Below are 18273 nucleotides of genomic sequence, written 5' to 3' on the forward strand. Positions count from 1 at the left end.
GTGGGTTGTGAGAGATCACCCGTCCTACCAGGGCTTCTTCACGTTCCAGGGCCCGCCGCACCGTCCGCGATCATGCTGTGATCATTCGTCGCGCGGCTGCTGGTGAAAAACGTTCACTGGAAGTGCCGTTCGCCGGATTGACGGCGAGTTGCGCCGTCCCTTGCGGATCGGTGGCAAGGAAGGTCACCCCGTCGCCGCTCCTCATGGCGACGGTCTGCTCGTTGTGGCTGTAATAACGGACGGCCTTGGCGGTCGAGGCTCCCTTGTCCAGCCGCACCTCCATGCCGGGCAGGTAGAGGGTCGTGCCCCCGGGATCGCGGCGCAGCAACCTGTCACCGTCGGCGGTGTAGGCGTAGGACGTGTCGCCCTTGCCGGAGTCGGCGACCTTGACGAGCCGCCCTTCGACGTTCCAGGTCAAGTGCTGGGTCGTGGTCCCGATCTTTCGGGTGACGGTGTTGCCGGTGGCGTCGTACCCGTAGGTCTCGGTGTGGGGGCTCGCTCCCGTCTGTGTGACGTCGGCGAGTTCGTGCCCCTCGTACGCCGGATCGACGCCGTCGCCGTTGGCGTACCGATAGGTCCGGTTGGACAGGACCTGGTCCCCCGACCCGTAGGAGGTCTCAGTCTTGCGGTCGCCGGTCTCGTCGTAGCCGTAGCTCACCCGGTACGGGGCGGGCCCGCCGAGGGTGGCGCCGGCGGCGGTTCCGGCGCACGCGGCCGTGCCGCCGTCCGAGACGTTCTGGGTCCAGGCGTCGGTGAGACGCTGCAGATCGTCGTATTTGAAGCACTGGTTGTCGACGCCCTGGCGGGAGGTATCGACGATCTGGCTGATGTTCCCGGCGTCCTGGTAGCTGTAGACCGCGCTGCGGTCGACTCCGGACTGGCCGTCGTGGACGACCGTGGCGCTCTTGAGCCGCTGCGTCCCGAGCTCATAGGTGTAGCTGAGGCTGGTCTTGCGGTCACCGGCGCCGGTGGCCAGTTGCAGGCCGATGAGTTTGCCGGTCTTGCCGTAGTCGGTTCCGACAACGTACGACGACAGCTGGCTCGCCATCCTTGTAGAACGGCCGAAGTCGTCGTAGGTGAACGTCATGCTCTCGCCGGGCAGGTCGCCAGCTGCGGGGATCCCCTGGGTCTTGAGGCTCCCGTCGGGGTTGTAGGTGCTGGTAAAGGTGTAGCCGTTGGTGGCGGCGAGCTGGGCGTCGCCCGCCGGGAGCCCAGAGAGCTTGACTGTCGTGCTGGTCGGCCGGTCGAGCGGATCGTAGTAATTGATCTTGCTGGTGTAGGTGGCGGCCCCGTCATAGCGGGTGGCGGACGTAAGCTGCCCCTTGCGGACGGTGTCGTACACCCATTCCGCGAGCATCGTCCCCGTGGGCGAGCCGGCATGCTCCTCTGTCTTGCGGCCGAGCCGTCGTAGACGAACGCCGCCTTCTCGCCCGCCGCGTTCTCGGTCACGGTGAGTCGGTCAAGGTCGTCGTAGGTGTACCGGCTGGTCCCTTGTCGGGGTCGCTCTCGACAGTCTTGCGGCCGCGGATGTCGTAGCCGTAGGTCCAGGTGTGCCGCTCCCCAGGCCGGGTCGTACTCCTCGCTGGTGGTCTGGGCGCTGTTCGCGTCCCCGGGCCTGGCCGGCGGGCTGGTGCGAGGTGCACTGGGGCGCCGGTGGCTCGTGCCAGGTTGCCGTGGACGTGACGAGGGAGTCAGGTGCCGCCTGGGGGGCGGTGGCCAACGAGCGACTTCGAGCGCGGTCGACGGGGCGGGGCCTCGTCGTCACCGAGGGGTGGCGCGGTAGCGGGTCACGCTTGCGCTGTGCATGTGGCGCGCTCCGGGTCGGCTGCGCTGAGCGGCGAAGGATCGGCAGGGCGCCGGAAGCGGTGTTACGCAGGAGCACGCCACTGGGGCATCCGTGCGCAAGGACCGTAGGTCTGCCTGCCAGCCTGGGTGGTGTCCCTTTGCTTGGGTGCGACGACGGCTCACAGCGGTGGCTTCGGATCGCTTCGGCGCCGCGAACAGGCTACCCGTTGAGCGAGGCTCTCAGCTCGGTCTTACGGACCTTCCCGGCCGCGGTGCGCGGCAAGGTGTCGACGAGGATAAGGCGTTCCGGGGTCTTTTGCCGGGCCGCTCCTGCAGCCGCGAAATGCTCACGCACGGTGTCCAGGTCGAGGGAGGCACCAGGATGCAGTACGGCGAACGCGCAAACGCGTTCGCCGTAGCGCTCGTCGGGCTCGGCGACGGCGACGGCCTCGGCGACGGCGGGGTGTGCGGCGAGCAGGTCCTCAACCTCTTTCGATGAGATCTTCTCTCCACCCCGGACGATGATGTCCTTCAACCGGTCGGTGACCGTCAGATACCCGTCCTCGTCGATCCGCCCGACATCCCCTGTGCGGAGCCAACCGTCCTGCGTGAACGTGGTCGCGTTCAAAGCATCGTCGCGGTAACCCGGAAACAGTTCGGGACCACGAGAGAGGATCTCGCCGTCCTGACCGAGCGGCACGTCACGACCTTGGGCGTCCACGATGCGGATCTCGTTGCCGGGCATCGGTCGTCCATCGGTGTGCGCGCGTTTGATAAGCGGGTCGTCCGGAGTGCCGGAGCTGATCGTGGGGTGCTCGCTGGATCCGTACGAACGGTAGGCCGCGACGCCTGCGCGTTGAGCGCGTTCGACCAGCACGGGCGGAACGCTGGCCGCGCCAACGAGGTAGTCGCGCAAGGTGCCGGTGCCGAGTCCGGTGTGGTCCGCCGCGTCGAGCAGCGCCGCCAAGTGGAACGGGACACCTGCCGAAGAGGTGACGCCGTGGCGATGGATGAGATCCAGCGCGACCTCGGCGTTCCAGCGCTCCATGAAGACGGTCGACAGTCCATGGATCAATGCGCGAAGGACGACGTTCAGGCCGGCGACATGGCCGGGCGGGAATGCGTCCAGGTAGACGACACCGTCCGCGTTGCGGCGGACACCGGGGAGCGTGGCCATCTCCGCCATGAGCGTCCGGTGCGTGTGCTGAACGCCCTTCGGCTCGGTGGTGGTACCGGACGTGTAGACCAGCACGGCCACCTCTTCCGACGGTGCGGGAGCCCGGATCGGCAAAGGTTCGCTGAGCTCGAGTTCCGTCCAATCGGTCGCACCTCGCGGCACCGGAACGTCGCTGCCCTCACGGATCGCGATGACAGCGCAGAGATCAGGAAGGCCACCCCGGATGGCCTGTATTTCCGCTGCCATCCCGCAGAAGGCGATCAGCGCCGTTGCACCGGACTGACGCAGGACGAAGGAGACCTCCCGGAGCTTGTAGATCGGCACGATGGGCAGCGCGACCGCACCGCACAGCAGCACGGCGGCGTGGACGATCGCGTTCTCGACCCGGTTCGTCAACTGGAAGGCGACGACATCTCCAGGCCGGACACCGAGCCCGGCAAGCCCGGCGGCGACCCGACCGGCCCGTTCGAGAATTTCCGGAGACGTGGTCTCGGTCGTCCCCGATTCACCGTGAAAGACCAGATCAGCGGGGCGCCGAGCAGCGCCTTCCCGCAAGGCGGCCGCCAGGTCGGCAGGGGCACTCGCCTGGACCTCGGCCGTGTACTCGACCGTCATTCCACATCGCCCTTCAAGCTGTCGACGGGCGTCCCGCGCCGGGCGGAGATCGTGTCACCCCAGGACGCGAGGCGATGCCAGAGCTCCCGCCGGCGCCCCGCAAAGTTGTGGTAGTACCGCTTGTCGTACGTGCCGAAGGCCAGGCACAGGATCGCACCCTTCACCTCGGCGTCCTCCGGCGCGAGGATCCAGGCCGTCTGGCTCAGCGGCTCTCCTGTCCCGATCTTCTCGGTGACGTCGAAACACTGGTCCAACGGTCGCACAGCGGCCCTCCCCGCTCGAATACCCTACACAGCAGGTTATCTAAGTCAACCTTGTACTACGGCTCGACGGTTCTGGACTCACCCCACGCCTTCACGCTTCCCGAAGCCGGATAGCCGGAGTTCCATAAGGCCATGCACGTTTGACCAGTACGCCTTCGGCATCGCACCCTGCACCAGGCGGTACTCGGGTATGGCCTCGTGCCATCCGCGGAGCGCGATGTTCATTTCGATCCGGGCCAGATGCGAGCCGAGGCACCGATGTGGTCCGCCGCCGAACGCCAGGTGGGGAGTGGTACGGCCCCGCTGCAGGTCCACGTGGTCAGCGCCCGCGACCAGCGCGTGGTCGCGGTTCCCTGCGACCAGCGGGAAGAGGACGAGGTCACCGGCCTTGAGCCGGTGGCCGTCGATCTCCATGTCGTGGACGACCTTCCTGCCGATCTCGGGCACCGCGTAGAAGCGCAGCATCTCCTCGACGATCTCGTCCATGGAACCGCCCGCCGCCGCGACCGCTGCGACGTGCGCACGGTCCGCGTCATGGGTCGCGAGGTGGTACATCGCGAACGACAAACTCATCGCGACCGTGTCGAGGCCTGCGAGGAACAGGAGGAGGCAGCAGTTGACCAGGTCGTCGTCCGGGATCGGGTCGCCGTCCCACTCCCACTCCATCATCTGGGAGAGCAGATCATCGCCGGGTGCGCCGCCGTCGCGCAGGCGCGCGATCGTGGCCTGGAAGTAGCCGACCACGGACAGGATCCCCGCGACCTGACGGTCGGCGTCGAAGGTGCCGTCCGCGGAGGGCGCCAGCGCGAGCTTCTCCCATTCCAGGAATCTCGGGAGCTCGTCGACCGGGAGGCCCATCATCTCGAGGAAGACCACGGTCGGGAACTGGAGTGCGAACTCGGAGACGTAGTCGCACTCCCCCTTCTTCCTGATCTCCGCCACGAGTTCCCTGGTCCGCTGCTCGAGCCGTGGCCGGAGCAGCGCCATCTGGCGCGGTGAGAAATACCGCGCCAGAAGGCGGCGCCACCGCGTGTGCTCCGGCGGATCGAGCTGGATGGGAATCATCCTGAACGGTGGATCCGGGTTAAGCGGGTTGATGACCTCGCTGGAGAAGGCGGACGGGTTCTGCAGGCACTCGCGCGTCAGGTCGTGGCCGAGCACCATCCAGTAGTCACGCTCGGGCTCCTCGACCTTGACGATCCGGTGCTCCCTTCGGAGATCGTCGAACCGGCGGCCGGCATCTTCGACCGGCCCTGTTCCGACCATCCGGTGATCTGTGAGCGCCATGTCCGTCCGATCTCTCAGCGCACCGAGAAGCCGGCGTCGAGCGCCCACTGGGTGCCGGTGATGAAGGCCGCCTCGTCGCTCACGAGATAGGCCACCGCGTTGGCGATGTCCTCCGGCTGGAGGATCTGGATGGGCAGCAGGTTCTGCATGGCCGCGATGTTGGTGTTCGGGTCGGCGGCCATCTTCATCATCGCCTCGTTCGTGGTCATGCCCGAGACCACGCCGGTCGGGTGAATGGTGTTGACCCGGATCGAGTGCTCGGCATACTGCTGGGCGAGCACCTGCATGTAGCCGACCAGGCCGCGCTTGGCCGCGGTATAGGCCTGCGCTGAGGGCAGGTCGCTGCCGGTGCCCTTGAGCCCCGCGCTGGAGCTGACCAGGACGATCGATCCTCCGTTGCCTCCCTCAATGAGCTTCCCGATCGAAGCCTGCACGGTGTTGAACGCGCCGGTGAGGATGACGTCGAGTGTGTCCTGCCATTCCTGGGCAGGGTCCTGGGGGGTGCCGTAACGGATCATTCCCGCGTTGGCGATGACGATGTCGATGCGACCGAGCTGGGCGTAGCCGTCATCGAAGACCCGCTTCACCGCCGCAGGGTTGCGGACGTCGGCCTTGCCGGTGACCATCCTCCGCCCTTCCTTCGCGACCAGGGCGGCGGTCTCCTCAAGTTCCTCCCAGGTGGCACAGGAGTAGTCGAAGCTGGCGATGTCCTCGCATATGTCGAGCCCGATGATGTCGGCGCCCTCTCGTGCGAGGCGCACGGCGTGCGCGCGCCCCTGACCGCGGGCGGCTCCGGTGATGAAGGCGACGCGGCCCTCGAGGCTTCCGGTCATGATGGGTCTCCTGTCCTTCGAGGGCCTGGTCAGATGGCGATGCCGACACTGCGGATACGGAGGAACTCCTCGATCCCCTGCCGGCCACCCTCCTTGCCCGCCCCCGACAGGCCGAAGCCGCCGAACGGGCGGCCCACCTGGAGGTTCACGGCGCCGTTGATGAGGGTCTCGCCGGCCTCGAGCTCGGCGGCGACGCGGATCGCACGCTTGAGGTCCCTGGTCTGGACGTACGACGAGAGGGCGTAGCGCGTGCCGTTGGCGAGCGCGATCGCCTCTTCCTCGGTCGAGAACTTGAAGATCGCGAGCACCGGGCCGAAGACCTCCGTCTGCGCAAGCTCGGAGGCCGGGTCGACGTCGGTGAACACCGTCGGCTGGATGAAGTAGCCGACCCGGTCGAGCCGGGCGCCACCGGTCACCAGGGTCGCCCCCTGCTCCTTGGCGCGCTCGATCATGCTGATGATCCGTTCAGCCGCGGCCTCGTTGACGACCGGGCCGGACATGATGCCGGGGTCGAACGGGTCGCCGATCGGGATGTTGCCGGCGATCAGTTTCACTTGATCGACGACCTGGTCGTAGACGTCCTCGTGAACGATCATCCGGGTGGCGAAGGCGCATCCCTGCCCCGACAGGGCGATCAGCGAGAATGTCGTGCCGAGGTGGCACGCGGCCTCGATGTCGGCGTCTTCGAAGACGATGTTGGCCGACTTGCCACCGAGTTCCAGCACCGCCGGCTTCATGTCGGGCGCGCAGGTCTCAAGGATCTTGGTGGCCGTGGCCGGACCGCCCGTGAAGCTGACCTTCTTCACCAGAGGATGGGCCACCAGCCGGGCACCGGCCTCCGCCGTACCGGGAAGGACGTTGATGACGCCCGGCGGGAAGCCCGCCTCCTCGACGAGGTCCATGAAGAGCTCGCCGCTGAACGGGGTCAGCTCCGACGGCTTGACGACCACCGCGTTGCCGGCTGCGACCGCCGGCGGGATCTTCATCGCGAGCGAGATCAGCGGCCCGTTCCAGGTGATGATGATCCCGACCACACCGTACGGCTGGGCGAGGGTGTAGCCGAGCTCACCGTCCTGGACGGGGTTGCCGGTGACGTCTCCCTGGATCTTGTCGGCCCATCCGGCGTAGTAACGGGTCCACTCGGCGGAGGTCGCGGGGAACGCCGAACCGATGGTGACGGGGGTGCCGTTGTCGAGCGCGCCGAGCCTGGCGAACTCCGCGCTGTTCGCCTCGATCAGGTCGGCCAGCTTCCTCAGCGGCTCCCGGCGCTGCGCCGGCGACATGCGCTTCCAGATCTGGAACGCCTCGTGCGCCTTGGAGACGGCGAGGTCCACCTCCTCTTCGCCGGCGAGCGGGATCCGGGCGTCCACCTGCTCGGTGACGGGGCTGATGTGCTCGTAGGTCCCCCCGGACCCCTTCTCGAGCTTCTCGCCGTTGATCCGGAGGTGGACCTTCGGCGGCATGCGGTCGACGTCGGACATGCGGCACTCCTCGAGACCGACCGGGTTAACTAAGTTACCCAATCATCTGCGTCTGGGGGCGCTTGGTCAAGAGTTACGGACGAGATCGTCGGAAATTAGCCCCAGCACGTGACAGGGAGGGGAGGGCATGGTGTGATGACCGCGATGTCCGGCATTCATGAGCGGCACACCGGTGCCGCCGCGACGATTCGCAAACGTCCTGGCCGGCCGCGCGACCCCATTGCCGAACAGCGCATCCTCGACGCGGCGATCAACGAGTTCCTCGAACGCGGCGCGGCGCGCTTCACGATGGACGGCGTCGCCCGCCGCGCCGGGGTCGGAAAGTCCACCCTGTACCTGCGTTGGGCGGATCGCGATGCACTCCTGGTAGAGAGCGTCCGAGCGCGTTCGAGGAGCATCGAGGCCGTGGACACCGGATCGCTCCGCGGCGATCTCATCCAGCTGACGACGAACCTTCTGCGCTTCCTACTGGAGCCGGTCGGCTACGCGACATTCCGGATCACGGTCGACGCCGTCGCGAACCCTGCTTACGAGAACGTCGCGAAGGAGCTCGCGCAGCGGCACCGCCATGCCGCGCGGCGGGTGTTCGAGCGCGCACGCGAACGTGGCGACGCCATCGACGAGGCCGCCGTCGACCCGGTCGTCGAATGTCTCTACGGCGCGGTGACGATGCAGGTCCTCAACCGCGGCCTTGGCAGGCCGTTCGCGAGCGACTCAGACCTCGCGACGCGCTGCACATCGACGGTCGACCTCGTCATGCGCTTGCTGGAGCCTTAGGCGGAGCGCCCCGCCCCGACGCGCCGCCCTGTTCTCCCGTCAGTGGTTGCCGTAGTCGGGGGCGCGCTTCTGCATGTAGGCGGTCATGGCCTCGGTCTGGTCGGCGGTCATCATCGTCAGGACCTGCTGCCGGTTCTCCAGCTCGACGGCCGCGTCGAACGAGGGGATCTCCAGCGACAGCCACATCGCCTGCTTGGTCAGCGACAGCGACAGCGGCGGCATCGACAGCAGGTCGTCCACCGCCCTTTCCACACGTCCGGACAGCTCCTCGGGCGCGACGGCGTCGGCGAGCATGCCGATGCGCAGCGCCTCCTCGGCGTCGAAGCGCCGCGCGGTCATCATCAGCTCGTGCGCCCGCCCCGCGCCGACCAGCCGCGGCAGCATCCACGACGTGCCGATGTCGCAGGCCGAGAACCCGACCCGCATGAACGACACCGCGAACACCGCCGACGTCGCGGCGATCCGCAGGTCCGACGCCAGAACCAGCGCCAGCCCGCCGCCCGCCGCCGCGCCGTTCACCTCCGCGACCACCGGCTGCGGCAGCCGCCGGATCCGCTGCACCAGACCGGCGATGTGCCGCTGCGTCGCCAGGCCCCGCTGCACCGCGCCCGCACCTTCCGCACCCTCCGGGTCGCCGTAGCCGCCCAGGTCGAGGCCCGCGCAGAAGCCGCGGCCCGCGCCGGTCAGCACGACCACCCGGCAGGCCGGGTCCGCGCCCGCCTCGGCCAGCGCCGCGTGCAGGCCCTCGACCATCCCGACGGTCATCGCGTTCAACCGCTCGGGCCGGTTCATCTCAACACGGGTGACGCCCGACCGCGGCCGGGTCACCACGATCTCGCTCAACGCTCCTCCTGGGAGATCTGCGCACGGTTCCGGCTCTGCACCTGGGCACGCCGGCCTTCGATCCCGTCGAAATCCGCGCGATAGGCACCGGCGATGGCCACCTCAGCGGCGAGGTCGTCCACCAGTCCGCGATTCTCGCTGTACATCCGCTTGAGGTCCTGCATGGCTTCGGCCGGAACCTCGGCGACGGAGGACGCCAACGCCAGTGCCCGCGCCAGAAGCTCGCCGTGCGGCACCACCTCGCTCACCAGCCCGATCCGCTCGGCGCACGCCGCGTCCACCACTTCACCCGTCATCGACATCCGCCGCGCATTGGCCGCACCGACGACCCGGGGCAGCCGGGCGGTCAGGCCGCCCCCGGGCAGCACGCCGACGCGGACATGGGTGTCGGCGAACACGGCGCGCTCGGAAGCCACGAGGAAGTCGCACCCAAGCGCGATCTCCAGACCCCCGGTGAACGCTGCGCCGTTCACCGCCCCGACCACCGGCTTGCGCATCTCACCGATCCGCACGATGCAGTTGGCGCCGCGGAACCGCTCGAAGAACGCGGCGCCCTCGGCCCCCGCCTCCTTGAGGTCCAGTCCCGCGCAGAACGCCGGATCGGCGCCGGTGACCACCACGGCCTTCACCGCGTCGTCGCCGTCCGCCTCCTCCAGAGCTCGATACAGGGCGTTGTTCAGCTCACTGCTCAGCGCATTGCGGGCACCAGGACGGTTGAGTGTGAGGATTCGCACGGCGCCAGTGTCGGCTGCGAGAATGACGGGGCCATCGCTCATTTTTCCTCCACGGAACATGTGAGGATCAGTATAAGGAATGCTCCGCTACTCGCTTCGTCCTGGCCCCTCAGCCGAGGAGTGCCTCGGCCTTGGCGAGCAGACCAGGGAGCGCCGGCACCATCCGGGCGATCGCCGGAGCGAGCTCTCCTGCACGCCGTCCGCGTTTGATCAGCAGTGCCGTCGCTCCCGCCTCCTTGTAATGGGTGAGCGCCTCGAACCAGGTGAGGTCGGGCACTTGCCGGCCGCCGGCCGCGACGTAGGCGGCGAGCAGTTCCGTGCCCGGCGGCATGCCGCTCGGCTCATCGGATGGCGCCGCCGGGTGCCTGGCCTCGTCGGTGAAGAAGGTGAACCAGGCGAGGTCGACCCGTGGATCGCCGACCGACCAGATCTCCCAGTCGATCACCGCCTCGACCCGGCCGCGACGGCACAGCGTGTTGCCGAGCCGGTAGTCGCCGTGGTTGATGACGGGATCGAGAGGAGCGGGAATCGTCGCGTGGAGTGCGCGGGCACACCGTTCGTACTCGTGTTGCAGATCGGGCGGGACCGTCGCGAAGGCGCGCGTCCAACGGTCGATCTCGTCCGCGAGCGTCACGACCGGTTCGGCCTCCAGCCCCGCCCCCCTCGGAGGGACCGAGTGAATCGCAGCGAGCACCGCTGCGGCGTCGAGCGCGCTGGACCGCACAGCCGCGAATCCGGCAGGATCCCGCTCTTCTTCGAGCACCGGCTCAGCGCACTCCCCCGGTACCAGCCCCATCGCGAGGAAGGGGGGCGTGTCCGGTGGCTCACCCGGGTCTTCGAACAGCACCGGAGGGACTCGGACACCGGGTCGTCCGTGCAACGCTCGCATGACCCGCGCCTGTCGCAGTACGTCCCGGTTTCGTACCGGCGAGAGCCCCGGTGGCGCGACCTTGAGCACCACTCGCTCCTCCTGCCGCCCCTCCGATCGAAGATGCGCCACGAATGTGAGGCTGGAGGCACCGCCGGTCAGTGGCGCGACTTCGGTGACCTCGGCACCAGGCGCCCACGTCTGTGCCGCCTTGGTCGCGCGTTCTCGTAATGAGAACTCCAGTTCGTCCGTCATCAGTAGAGACCCCCGTCCACGCGTAGCAGCGCTCCCGTGGTGAAGCTGGACGCGGGGCTGGCCAGGTAGAGGGCGCTTGTCACGATCTCTTCTGGCCGCCCGGGACGGCCCGCCGCGCTGCGGGCGCGCTCGCGAGCCTCCGCCGGCCAGGCCTTGGAGATGTCCGTGAGGAACGGGCCCGCCGAGATCGTGTTCACCCGGACCGACGGCCCGTACTCCAAAGCGAGCACCTGAGTGAGGGCGTTCAGGGCCGCCTTGGCGCCGGCATAGGGCCCGAAACGTGGTCGCGGCATCAGCGCACCGGAGGAGGAGACGTTGATGATCGAGCCGCCATCGCCGTCGGCCATGCGCCGGCCGACCAGGGCGCCGAGCCGGAACGGGCCCTTGAAATTGACGGCCACGACCTTGTCGAACAGGTCCTCGCTGGTCTCCGCCGACGAGGGCGCCAGCGGAGACATCCCCGCGTTGTTGACCAGGATGTCGACGTGCCCGAACGTGGCGTACGCCGCCTCTACGAGGGCGTCGATCTCGTCCCACTTTCCGACGTGGCAGGCGTACGGCAGCGCGCGGCGTCCGAGCGACTCGATCTCGGTGGCCACCTCCCGGCAGGCGTCCACCTTCCTGCTTGTGACGACGACATCAGCGCCGGCACGGGCGAACGCAAGAGCCATCTCTCGGCCGAGTCCGCGGCTGCCTCCCGTGATCAGTGCGACCTTGCCGCCCAGGTCGAAGAGATCGCTCATCGCACATGCTCCTTGACGCCGTGCTCCTCAAGGATCGAGGCGTAGCGCTCGCGCGCCGCCGCAAGCCTGGGCGGGATGTGCTCCGATGGGAACAGGCCCTCCGCGGGCCGGTACCGCCGCAGCATCTGCTTGGCGATCGTGGTCCGGTGCACCTCGGTCGGGCCGTCGGCGAGCGCGAGGGCCGGGACGCTCATCCACATGCCCGCCAGCGGCGTTTCGTGTGTGGTCCCCAGCGAGCCGTGCAGGTGGAGCGCTCGCTGGACGATGTCGTGGTAGACCTTCGCCATCGCGACCTTGCACATCGCGATCTGTGTGCGCGCGGCGCCGTGCGGCTGGGTGTCGATGGTCCAGGCGGTGTTGAGGACGAGCAGCCGGTACTGCTGCAGCTCGATCCACGAGTCGGCGATGAACGCCTGCACGGCCTGTTTGTCGGCGAGGCGTTCTCCCTGCGTCCGCCGGGACAGCGCGCGCTCGCACATCATGTCGAACGCGCGCCGGCATTGGCCGACCGTCCGCATCGCGTGGTGCACGCGGCCGCCGCCCAGCCGCGCCTGCGCTACCCGGAACCCCTCCCCCGGGCCTCCGAGCAGTGCGTCGGCGGGCACGCGGACATGGTCGTAGCGGATGTACGCGTGGATCCCTTCGTCCAGGTCGTCGCGCTCGGCCATCGTCGCGACGTTGCGCTTGATCTCGATGCCGGGGGTGTCCGCGGGGACGACGAACATCGACATCCGCTCGTGCGGCCGCGCATCCGGGTCGGTCACCGCCATGACGATGATGAACTCGGCGTACCGGGCGTTCGAGGTGAACCATTTCTCCCCGTCGATGACCCAGCCGTCACCGTCCCGGTACGCCCGGCACGTGAACTCCTTGGGGTCGGCACCAGCATGCGGCTCGGTCATCGAGTACGCGGACACGATCTCCCCGTCCAGCAGGGGGCGCAGGTAGACGGCCTTCTGCTCCTCCGTTCCGAACATGGCGAGGATCTCGGCGTTGCCGGTGTCGGGCGCCGCCGTGCCGAAGACCGTCGGTGCCCAGTACGACCGTCCGAGGATCTCGTTCATGAGGGCCAGCTTGAGCTGGCCGTACCCTTGGCCGCCCAGCTCGGGGCCGAGGTGGCAGGCCCACAACCCCTGCTCCTTGACCTGTACCTGCAGCGGACGAAGGATCGCGCGTGCCGCCGAGTCGCTTACGTCATAAGGAGCACCGCCGCTCGGGAACAGCAGGTCGAGTGGCTCGACCTCCTCGCGGACGAAGGTGTCCATCCAGTCCAGCTTCGCCTGGAACTCGGGATCAGTGCTGAAGTCCCACACGGGGCCTCCTCGGAGCTCATCGGGGGTTGTCGGCCTCCAGCCGCCGGCGCAACCGCCTGAGGGTCTCGGTGGCCGCGGTCAGTTCGGCGGGGCTCATGTCCTCGGTAATGCGCGCGGCCCAGTCGCGGCTGCGCGCGTTGCTGCTCTCGTAGGCGCGCCGCCCGGCCTCGGTCGGGACGAGCCGGCGTGCGCGCTTGTGGTCGGGGTTGTCCACGGCCTCGATCAGTCCGCGCTCCGTGAGCGCGTCGGCGAGCCGCTGCACGGCCTGCCGTGAATGGCCGAGACTGCGGCCTATCTGGGGGACGGTGGGCGCGTGGTCCGCCCGGACGACGGTGGTGAGCACGAGCAGCTGGGCGCCGGTCAGCCCGTCCCCGGTGCCGAGGTTCGCGGTCGCGGTGAGCAATCTGCCATGGCAGCGCAGCACCTCGTCGACGAGCTCGGCCAGCGGGTGATCGTCATCCGGGAACATGACAACATGTTGTCGTTATGAATATTACTTGTCAATACCGATGATCTTTCAAGCCGCCATGCGGTGCGTCTCGATCCCGGGACGGCTCGTCGAAGGCCGCCCTCGACTTCCGTTCTGGCGCGGGAGGCGCTATAGATCTTATGAATATAGATTCTTCAGATCTGGAGGACGGATGGGCTTCACGACCGTGACCTACGAGGTCACCGGCCACGTCGCGACGGTCACGTTGAACCGGCCAGAGGCGATGAACAGCTTCAACCAGGCGATGTGCGGCGAGTTCACCGACATCTGGAAGATGGTCCGGGAGGACGACGACGTCCATGTCGTCGTCCTCCGCGCGGCCGGAGACCGGGCCTTCTGCACCGGCGTCGACGTCAAGCAGGGCATCCACCGCCCCGAAAACGTCTGGACGCAGGAGGACCCGGGCGCCCAGCTGTCCCCGAAGCTCAACTACGTGTGGAAGCCCGTGGTCTGCTGCGTGCACGGGATGGCCGCGGGCGGCGCTTTCTACTGGATCAACGAGTCGGACATAGTGATCTGTTCGGAGGACGCCACGTTCTTCGACCCGCACGTGAGCTACGGGCTCACCGCGGCGCTGGAGCCGATCGGGCTCGCCCGGCGCATCCCGGTCGGCGAGGTCATGCGCATCGCACTGCTCGGCCTGGACGAGCGCATGTCCGCGAAGCGGGCGCTGGAGATCGGCCTCGTCAGCGAGGTCCTGCCGCGCGAGGAGCTCTGGGACCGGGGCGCTGAGCTCGCGCGGATCATTGCCGCAAAGCCGCCGGCGGCCGTGCAGGGAACCGTCCGGGCCGTGTGGGAATCACTCGATTCCACCCGGACGCAGGCACTGCGGACCGGACTGTCCTACACGCAGATCGGCAACCCGATCGGGCAGGCAGAGGTCGAGCGTTCGGCCGTGTCGAGGCGCGAATGGGCGCTGCGCTGATGCGGCGAGGGCCCGAACTGCGGCCGAAGAAGATGGCGGATCTGGTGGCCGATCAGATCCGCAAGCAGATCGTGCGCGGCGAACTGCGGGAAGGCGACTGGCTGCCGACGGAGCCCGAACTCATCGAGCGGTTCGGGGTGTCGCGGCCGACACTGCGCGAGGCGTTCCGCCTACTGGAGGCGGACTCGCTGGTGCGGGTCCGGCGTGGACCGCCGGGCGGGGCACGGGTCAGCATCCCGGGGCCCGAGGCGGCCGCACCGATCTTCAGCCTCCTTCTGGCACTGCAGGACACGACGGTCGAGGACGTCTACGCGGCACGGATGGTGATCGAACCACCAGCGGCACGGCTGCTGGCCGAGGCGGGGTCCGACGCCGACCACGATGCGCTGGCCGCGGAGTTGGAGAAGGTCGAGGCCGCCGTCGACGGACGGTTCGGGGCCGCAACGGTCCGATTCCATCAACGGGTCGTGGAGTTGTCGGGCAACCGCACGCTGTCGACCATGGTGACGCTGCTCGGCGAGATCATGTCGCGGCAGATCGCCACCGCCTACGACGAGACGCCGCGGCAAGGCGCGGCGCTCGAGGAGAGCAACCGGCTGGCGCTGCGTTCGTACAAGCGGCTCGTGGAACTGGTCCGCCGGCGGGACGGCGCCGGCGCTGAGCGGCACTGGGCGGAGCACATGCGCCGGGCGCAGGAGCACCTGTTCGAGGACCCGGGCGCCGCTCGCCGCCAGGTCATCGACATACTAGACTAACTTAGTTATCTTAGTGCCGCCCGGGAGCGTGCATCCCGCGAGCGTGCACGCCGGTTGAGGAGGACAGCATGGAGATCAACGGCAAGAAGGCCATCGTGGTCGGCGGAGCGTCCGGCATGGGACGGGCGTCGGCCGAACTCCTCGCGCGACGCGGGGCGAAGGTGGCCATCCTGGACCGCCCGGAGTCGGAGGGCGAGAAGGTGGCCGCGCAGCTGGACGGGCCGTTCCACCCGGTCGACATCACCGACTTCGAAGCCGCCGAGACCGCGATCAACGCCGCGGTCGAGGACCTCGGCGGGGTGCACGTCAGCGTCACCACGGCGGGTGGCGGAATCGCCAAGCGGACGCTGGGCAAGGAAGGGCCGCACGACCTGGAGAGCTTCCGGGGGGTCATCGACCTGAACCTGGTCGCCACCTTCAATATCTCCCGGCTGATGGCCGCGCACATGAGCGCCAACGAGCCGGAGGACGAGGAGCGCGGCGTGATCGTCAACACGGCGTCCATCGCCGCGTTCGAGGGGCAGATCGGTCAGGTCGCCTACACCGCCGCCAAGGCCGGAATCGCCGGCATGTGCCTCACCATGGCCCGCGACCTCGGCTCGCTCGGCATCCGGGTCCTCGCCATCGCACCGAGCCTCTTCGCGACGGGCATCACGTCCAAGATCCCGGACGACTTCGCCAAGGCGCTGACCAAGGACGCCGCGTTCCCTAAGCGGATGGGCCGCCCGGAGGAGTACGCCAAGCTGGTGCTCTCGATCGTCGACAACCAGATGCTGAACGGGCAGTGCCTGCGGCTGGACGCCGGCCAGCGCTTCGCTCCGCGCTGACGCTCGTCCGGTCGGCGCTTCGTGGCGTCCTCCTGATCGACTAAACTGAGGATACTCATCCCCGATCTGTGAGGAGCTCCCCGCCACATGACGACGCCTGCTGCGGGCCTCTCGCCAGTGGGCGAAGCCGAGACCGCATCCGAACGGGACTCCCGATCCGACGCACGCGGCGGATCGCTCGGAGCACAGGTCGCCCGACGGATCGAAGACGGGATCATGTCGGCCGGCTGGCCGGTCGGCCGCAACCTCGGGTCCGAACAGGACCTCCAGGACCGGTACGGCGTGAGCCGGGCCGTCCTGCGCGAGGCCCTGCGCCTGGTGGAGCATCATCAGGTGGCCCGGATGCGCCGCGGTCCCGGCGGGGGCCTGTTCGTGACGGCACCCGACGCGGCGCCCGCCACCCGAGCGATGGTCATCTATCTCGACTATGTCGGCACCAGTGTCGACGACCTGATCGGCGCGCGGCTGCTGCTGGAGCCGCGCGCCGCGGAACTGGCGGCCGAACGCCTTACCGAGGACGGAGTCCGGCGGCTGAGGAACCTCTTGGAAGAGGAGGCACAACGGCGCGAAGAGCCGGGCATCTGGTCCCAGGACGCGCTGCACCTCGCGCTCGGGGAGTTGTCCGGCAATCCGGTGCTCCGGGCGTTCATCGAGATCCTCACGCGGTTGACGACCCGGTACGCGCACACCGCGACGCACACGCCGAAGGCAGAGGCGGTGCGCAGCAAGGAGTCAGCCGGCCGCCACCATACGGCGATCGTCGAGGCCGTCATCTCCGGCGGCACCGGACAGGCCGGGGCACTGATCGCAGAGCACCTCACCGCGACGGCCGACTGGCTGAGGACGCACCGGAACGGCGGCCCGGACGCCCGGATAGCGCCGCCGCTGATCGAGGCGCCCGACGGCAAACTCGGCGAAGTGGTGGCCTCCAGGATCCATCACCAGATCGCCGCCGACGACTGGCCGATCGGGGAGGCGCTCGGCTCGGAGGCGGAGCTTCTCGCACGTCACGGCGTCAGCCGCGCGGTACTCCGCGAGGCCGTCCGCCTGCTGGAGTACCACGGAGTCGCCCGGATGCGCAGAGGGCCCGGCGGCGGCCTGCTGGTCACCGCACCGGACCCGCGCGCCAGTATCGAGACGATGGCGCTGTATCTCGACTACCAGCGCGCCGGCGTGGCGAATCTTCTGTCGGTCCGCGAAGCGATCGAGCTCGGGTCGCTCGGCCCGGTCATCGCCCGGCGCGACGAGCCAGGCGTCTCCACCCGCCTGCGGAACGCCGTGAAAGTGATCTGGCCGCACGACGATCGCGGAGCACCGCAGGACCCCTTTCATAGGGAACTGGCGCTGCTGGCGGGCAACCCCGTACTGATGCTGTTCCTGCGCGTCCTCACCGAGTTGTGGACGCGGCACGCGAGCACCCAGACACCGCCGTTGCCGGGCGCCGAAACGGCGGTGGAGGTCGAGCGGGTCCACCAGGGCATCCTGGAGGCGATCCTCGCGGGTGACGAGAGCCTCGCCCGCTACCGGATGCGCCGTCACCTCGCCATCCTCAACGAGTGGTGGCACTGATCTCGCCCGCCCGCGTCGCTCCGCGCCACCCCGCCGACGCGTCCCTGCCCGGATAGGCTGTCTCAAGGAGCCGAAGACCGCCGCATGCGCTGTCCGGGCCGCGAGACGTAGGAAGGGATCGTGCCGGTGCAAGGTCAGGCCGCGGAGAGGGTGCGCATAATCGACGCCGCTTACCGCTGCCTGGCCGGGGCCGAGGGCGCACCGGTGTCCATCACGGAGATCCTCACCGCCGCCGGACTGTCGACGCGTGCCTTCTACCGGCATTTCGAGTCCAAGGACGCCCTGTTCCTGGCCATGTTCCGCCGGGACGGCATCCGGGTCATGACGGAGTTGCGCTCGCTCACCTCTACCGCGAACAGTCCGGCCGAGGCACTCGGGGCCCTGGTCAACGGGATGCTGCACATCACCGCCGACGACCGACGTCGCAGGCGCGTGCTGGCTCTCAGCTCGGGTGAGGCGACTCGCGCACGCGGCTACGCCGAGGAGCGCGCTCGGGCGCTCGCCGAGCAGGAGGAGCTCATCGTCGAGATCCTGCGGGCCGGTCAGGCGGACGGCTCGTTCCCCTGGACCGACCCGGAACCCGACGCGCGTTCGATTCGCGCCGTGCTGGGGCAGGCCTTCGAGGACCAGATGACCGGGGCAGCGCGTGACGACGCGGTGACCGTCGCCGCGCAGATCACCGGTTTCGCGCTGCGTGCGCTCGGCGCGGGCCGCCCCGCGAACTAGGACCCCG

At 68.7% G+C, this 18273-nt stretch carries 18 protein-coding genes; 6 read left to right on the forward strand and 12 right to left on the reverse strand.

Going from position 1 to position 18273, the window contains the following annotated elements; all coding sequences use genetic code 11:
• Positions 1-70 precede the first annotated feature (70 nt).
• The 6 genes from F8568_RS10630 to F8568_RS10655 form a co-directional block, all read right to left on the reverse strand.
• A complete protein-coding gene (locus tag F8568_RS10630; RefSeq protein WP_151593364.1) occupies positions 71-1357 on the reverse strand; it encodes a hypothetical protein in 1287 nt (428 codons plus the stop codon).
• A gap of 648 nt (positions 1358-2005) precedes the next feature.
• Positions 2006-3577 carry a class I adenylate-forming enzyme family protein gene (locus F8568_RS10635; RefSeq protein ID WP_151593365.1) on the reverse strand — a complete coding sequence of 524 codons (1572 nt, stop codon included), beginning with the start codon at positions 3575-3577 and terminating at the stop codon, positions 2006-2008.
• Positions 3574-3840, reverse strand: a complete 267-nt coding sequence (locus tag F8568_RS10640; protein ID WP_151593366.1) for a hypothetical protein — start codon at positions 3838-3840, stop codon at positions 3574-3576. The genes F8568_RS10635 and F8568_RS10640 overlap by 4 nt, the downstream gene beginning before the upstream one ends.
• A 78-nt stretch (positions 3841-3918) precedes the next feature.
• On the reverse strand, positions 3919-5127 hold the full coding sequence (locus F8568_RS10645) for a cytochrome P450 (protein WP_151593367.1): 1209 nt from the start codon (positions 5125-5127) through the stop codon (positions 3919-3921).
• Positions 5128-5141: 14 nt separating this feature from the next.
• Complete coding sequence (locus F8568_RS10650) at positions 5142-5960, reverse strand: mycofactocin-coupled SDR family oxidoreductase (RefSeq protein ID WP_151593368.1); 819 nt, start codon at positions 5958-5960, stop codon at positions 5142-5144.
• Positions 5961-5989: 29 nt separating this feature from the next.
• Positions 5990-7441 (reverse strand): aldehyde dehydrogenase family protein, encoded by a 1452-nt coding sequence (locus F8568_RS10655; protein ID WP_151593369.1) that lies wholly within the window; start codon positions 7439-7441, stop codon positions 5990-5992.
• A gap of 135 nt (positions 7442-7576) precedes the next feature.
• On the opposite strand from F8568_RS10655, the gene F8568_RS10660 reads away from it, so the two are divergent.
• A complete protein-coding gene (locus F8568_RS10660) occupies positions 7577-8218 on the forward strand; it encodes a TetR/AcrR family transcriptional regulator (RefSeq protein WP_202124775.1) in 642 nt (213 codons plus the stop codon).
• A 39-nt stretch (positions 8219-8257) separates the two neighbouring features.
• Here F8568_RS10660 and F8568_RS10665 read toward each other — a convergent pair whose 3' ends face one another.
• The 6 genes from F8568_RS10665 to F8568_RS10690 form a co-directional block, all read right to left on the reverse strand.
• Complete coding sequence (locus tag F8568_RS10665) at positions 8258-9061, reverse strand: enoyl-CoA hydratase/isomerase family protein (protein ID WP_151593370.1); 804 nt, start codon at positions 9059-9061, stop codon at positions 8258-8260.
• Positions 9058-9837, reverse strand: a complete 780-nt coding sequence (locus F8568_RS10670) for an enoyl-CoA hydratase (protein WP_151593371.1) — start codon at positions 9835-9837, stop codon at positions 9058-9060. The genes F8568_RS10665 and F8568_RS10670 overlap by 4 nt, the downstream gene beginning before the upstream one ends.
• Positions 9838-9904: 67 nt before the next feature.
• Complete coding sequence (locus F8568_RS10675) at positions 9905-10918, reverse strand: phosphotransferase family protein (protein WP_151593372.1); 1014 nt, start codon at positions 10916-10918, stop codon at positions 9905-9907.
• On the reverse strand, positions 10918-11661 hold the full coding sequence (locus F8568_RS10680; RefSeq protein WP_151593373.1) for an SDR family NAD(P)-dependent oxidoreductase: 744 nt from the start codon (positions 11659-11661) through the stop codon (positions 10918-10920). Before F8568_RS10680 ends, F8568_RS10675 begins: the two co-directional genes overlap by 1 nt.
• Positions 11658-12974: an acyl-CoA dehydrogenase family protein gene (locus tag F8568_RS10685; protein WP_151593374.1), complete on the reverse strand. Its 1317-nt coding sequence runs from the start codon at positions 12972-12974 to the stop codon at positions 11658-11660. The genes F8568_RS10680 and F8568_RS10685 overlap by 4 nt, the downstream gene beginning before the upstream one ends.
• A gap of 16 nt (positions 12975-12990) precedes the next feature.
• Positions 12991-13443 carry a MarR family winged helix-turn-helix transcriptional regulator gene (locus F8568_RS10690; RefSeq protein ID WP_151593375.1) on the reverse strand — a complete coding sequence of 151 codons (453 nt, stop codon included), beginning with the start codon at positions 13441-13443 and terminating at the stop codon, positions 12991-12993.
• A gap of 172 nt (positions 13444-13615) precedes the next feature.
• Between F8568_RS10690 and F8568_RS10695 the strand changes: the two genes are divergently transcribed.
• From F8568_RS10695 to F8568_RS10715, 5 genes are all read left to right on the forward strand, one after another.
• Positions 13616-14389, forward strand: a complete 774-nt coding sequence (locus F8568_RS10695; protein ID WP_151593376.1) for an enoyl-CoA hydratase/isomerase family protein — start codon at positions 13616-13618, stop codon at positions 14387-14389.
• Positions 14374-15144, forward strand: a complete 771-nt coding sequence (locus F8568_RS49475) for a FadR/GntR family transcriptional regulator (RefSeq protein ID WP_151593377.1) — start codon at positions 14374-14376, stop codon at positions 15142-15144. Before F8568_RS10695 ends, F8568_RS49475 begins: the two co-directional genes overlap by 16 nt.
• 68 nt (positions 15145-15212) lie before the next feature.
• Positions 15213-15971: an SDR family NAD(P)-dependent oxidoreductase gene (locus tag F8568_RS10705; protein WP_151593378.1), complete on the forward strand. Its 759-nt coding sequence runs from the start codon at positions 15213-15215 to the stop codon at positions 15969-15971.
• Between the two features lie 87 nt (positions 15972-16058).
• A complete protein-coding gene (locus F8568_RS10710) occupies positions 16059-17540 on the forward strand; it encodes a FadR/GntR family transcriptional regulator (protein WP_151593379.1) in 1482 nt (493 codons plus the stop codon).
• Between the two features lie 120 nt (positions 17541-17660).
• Positions 17661-18266 (forward strand): TetR/AcrR family transcriptional regulator, encoded by a 606-nt coding sequence (locus F8568_RS10715; protein WP_151593380.1) that lies wholly within the window; start codon positions 17661-17663, stop codon positions 18264-18266.
• Positions 18267-18273: the final 7 nt, after the last annotated feature.

This window comes from Actinomadura physcomitrii (assembly GCF_008923205.2).
GTDB lineage: Bacteria > Actinomycetota > Actinomycetes > Streptosporangiales > Streptosporangiaceae > Spirillospora > Spirillospora physcomitrii.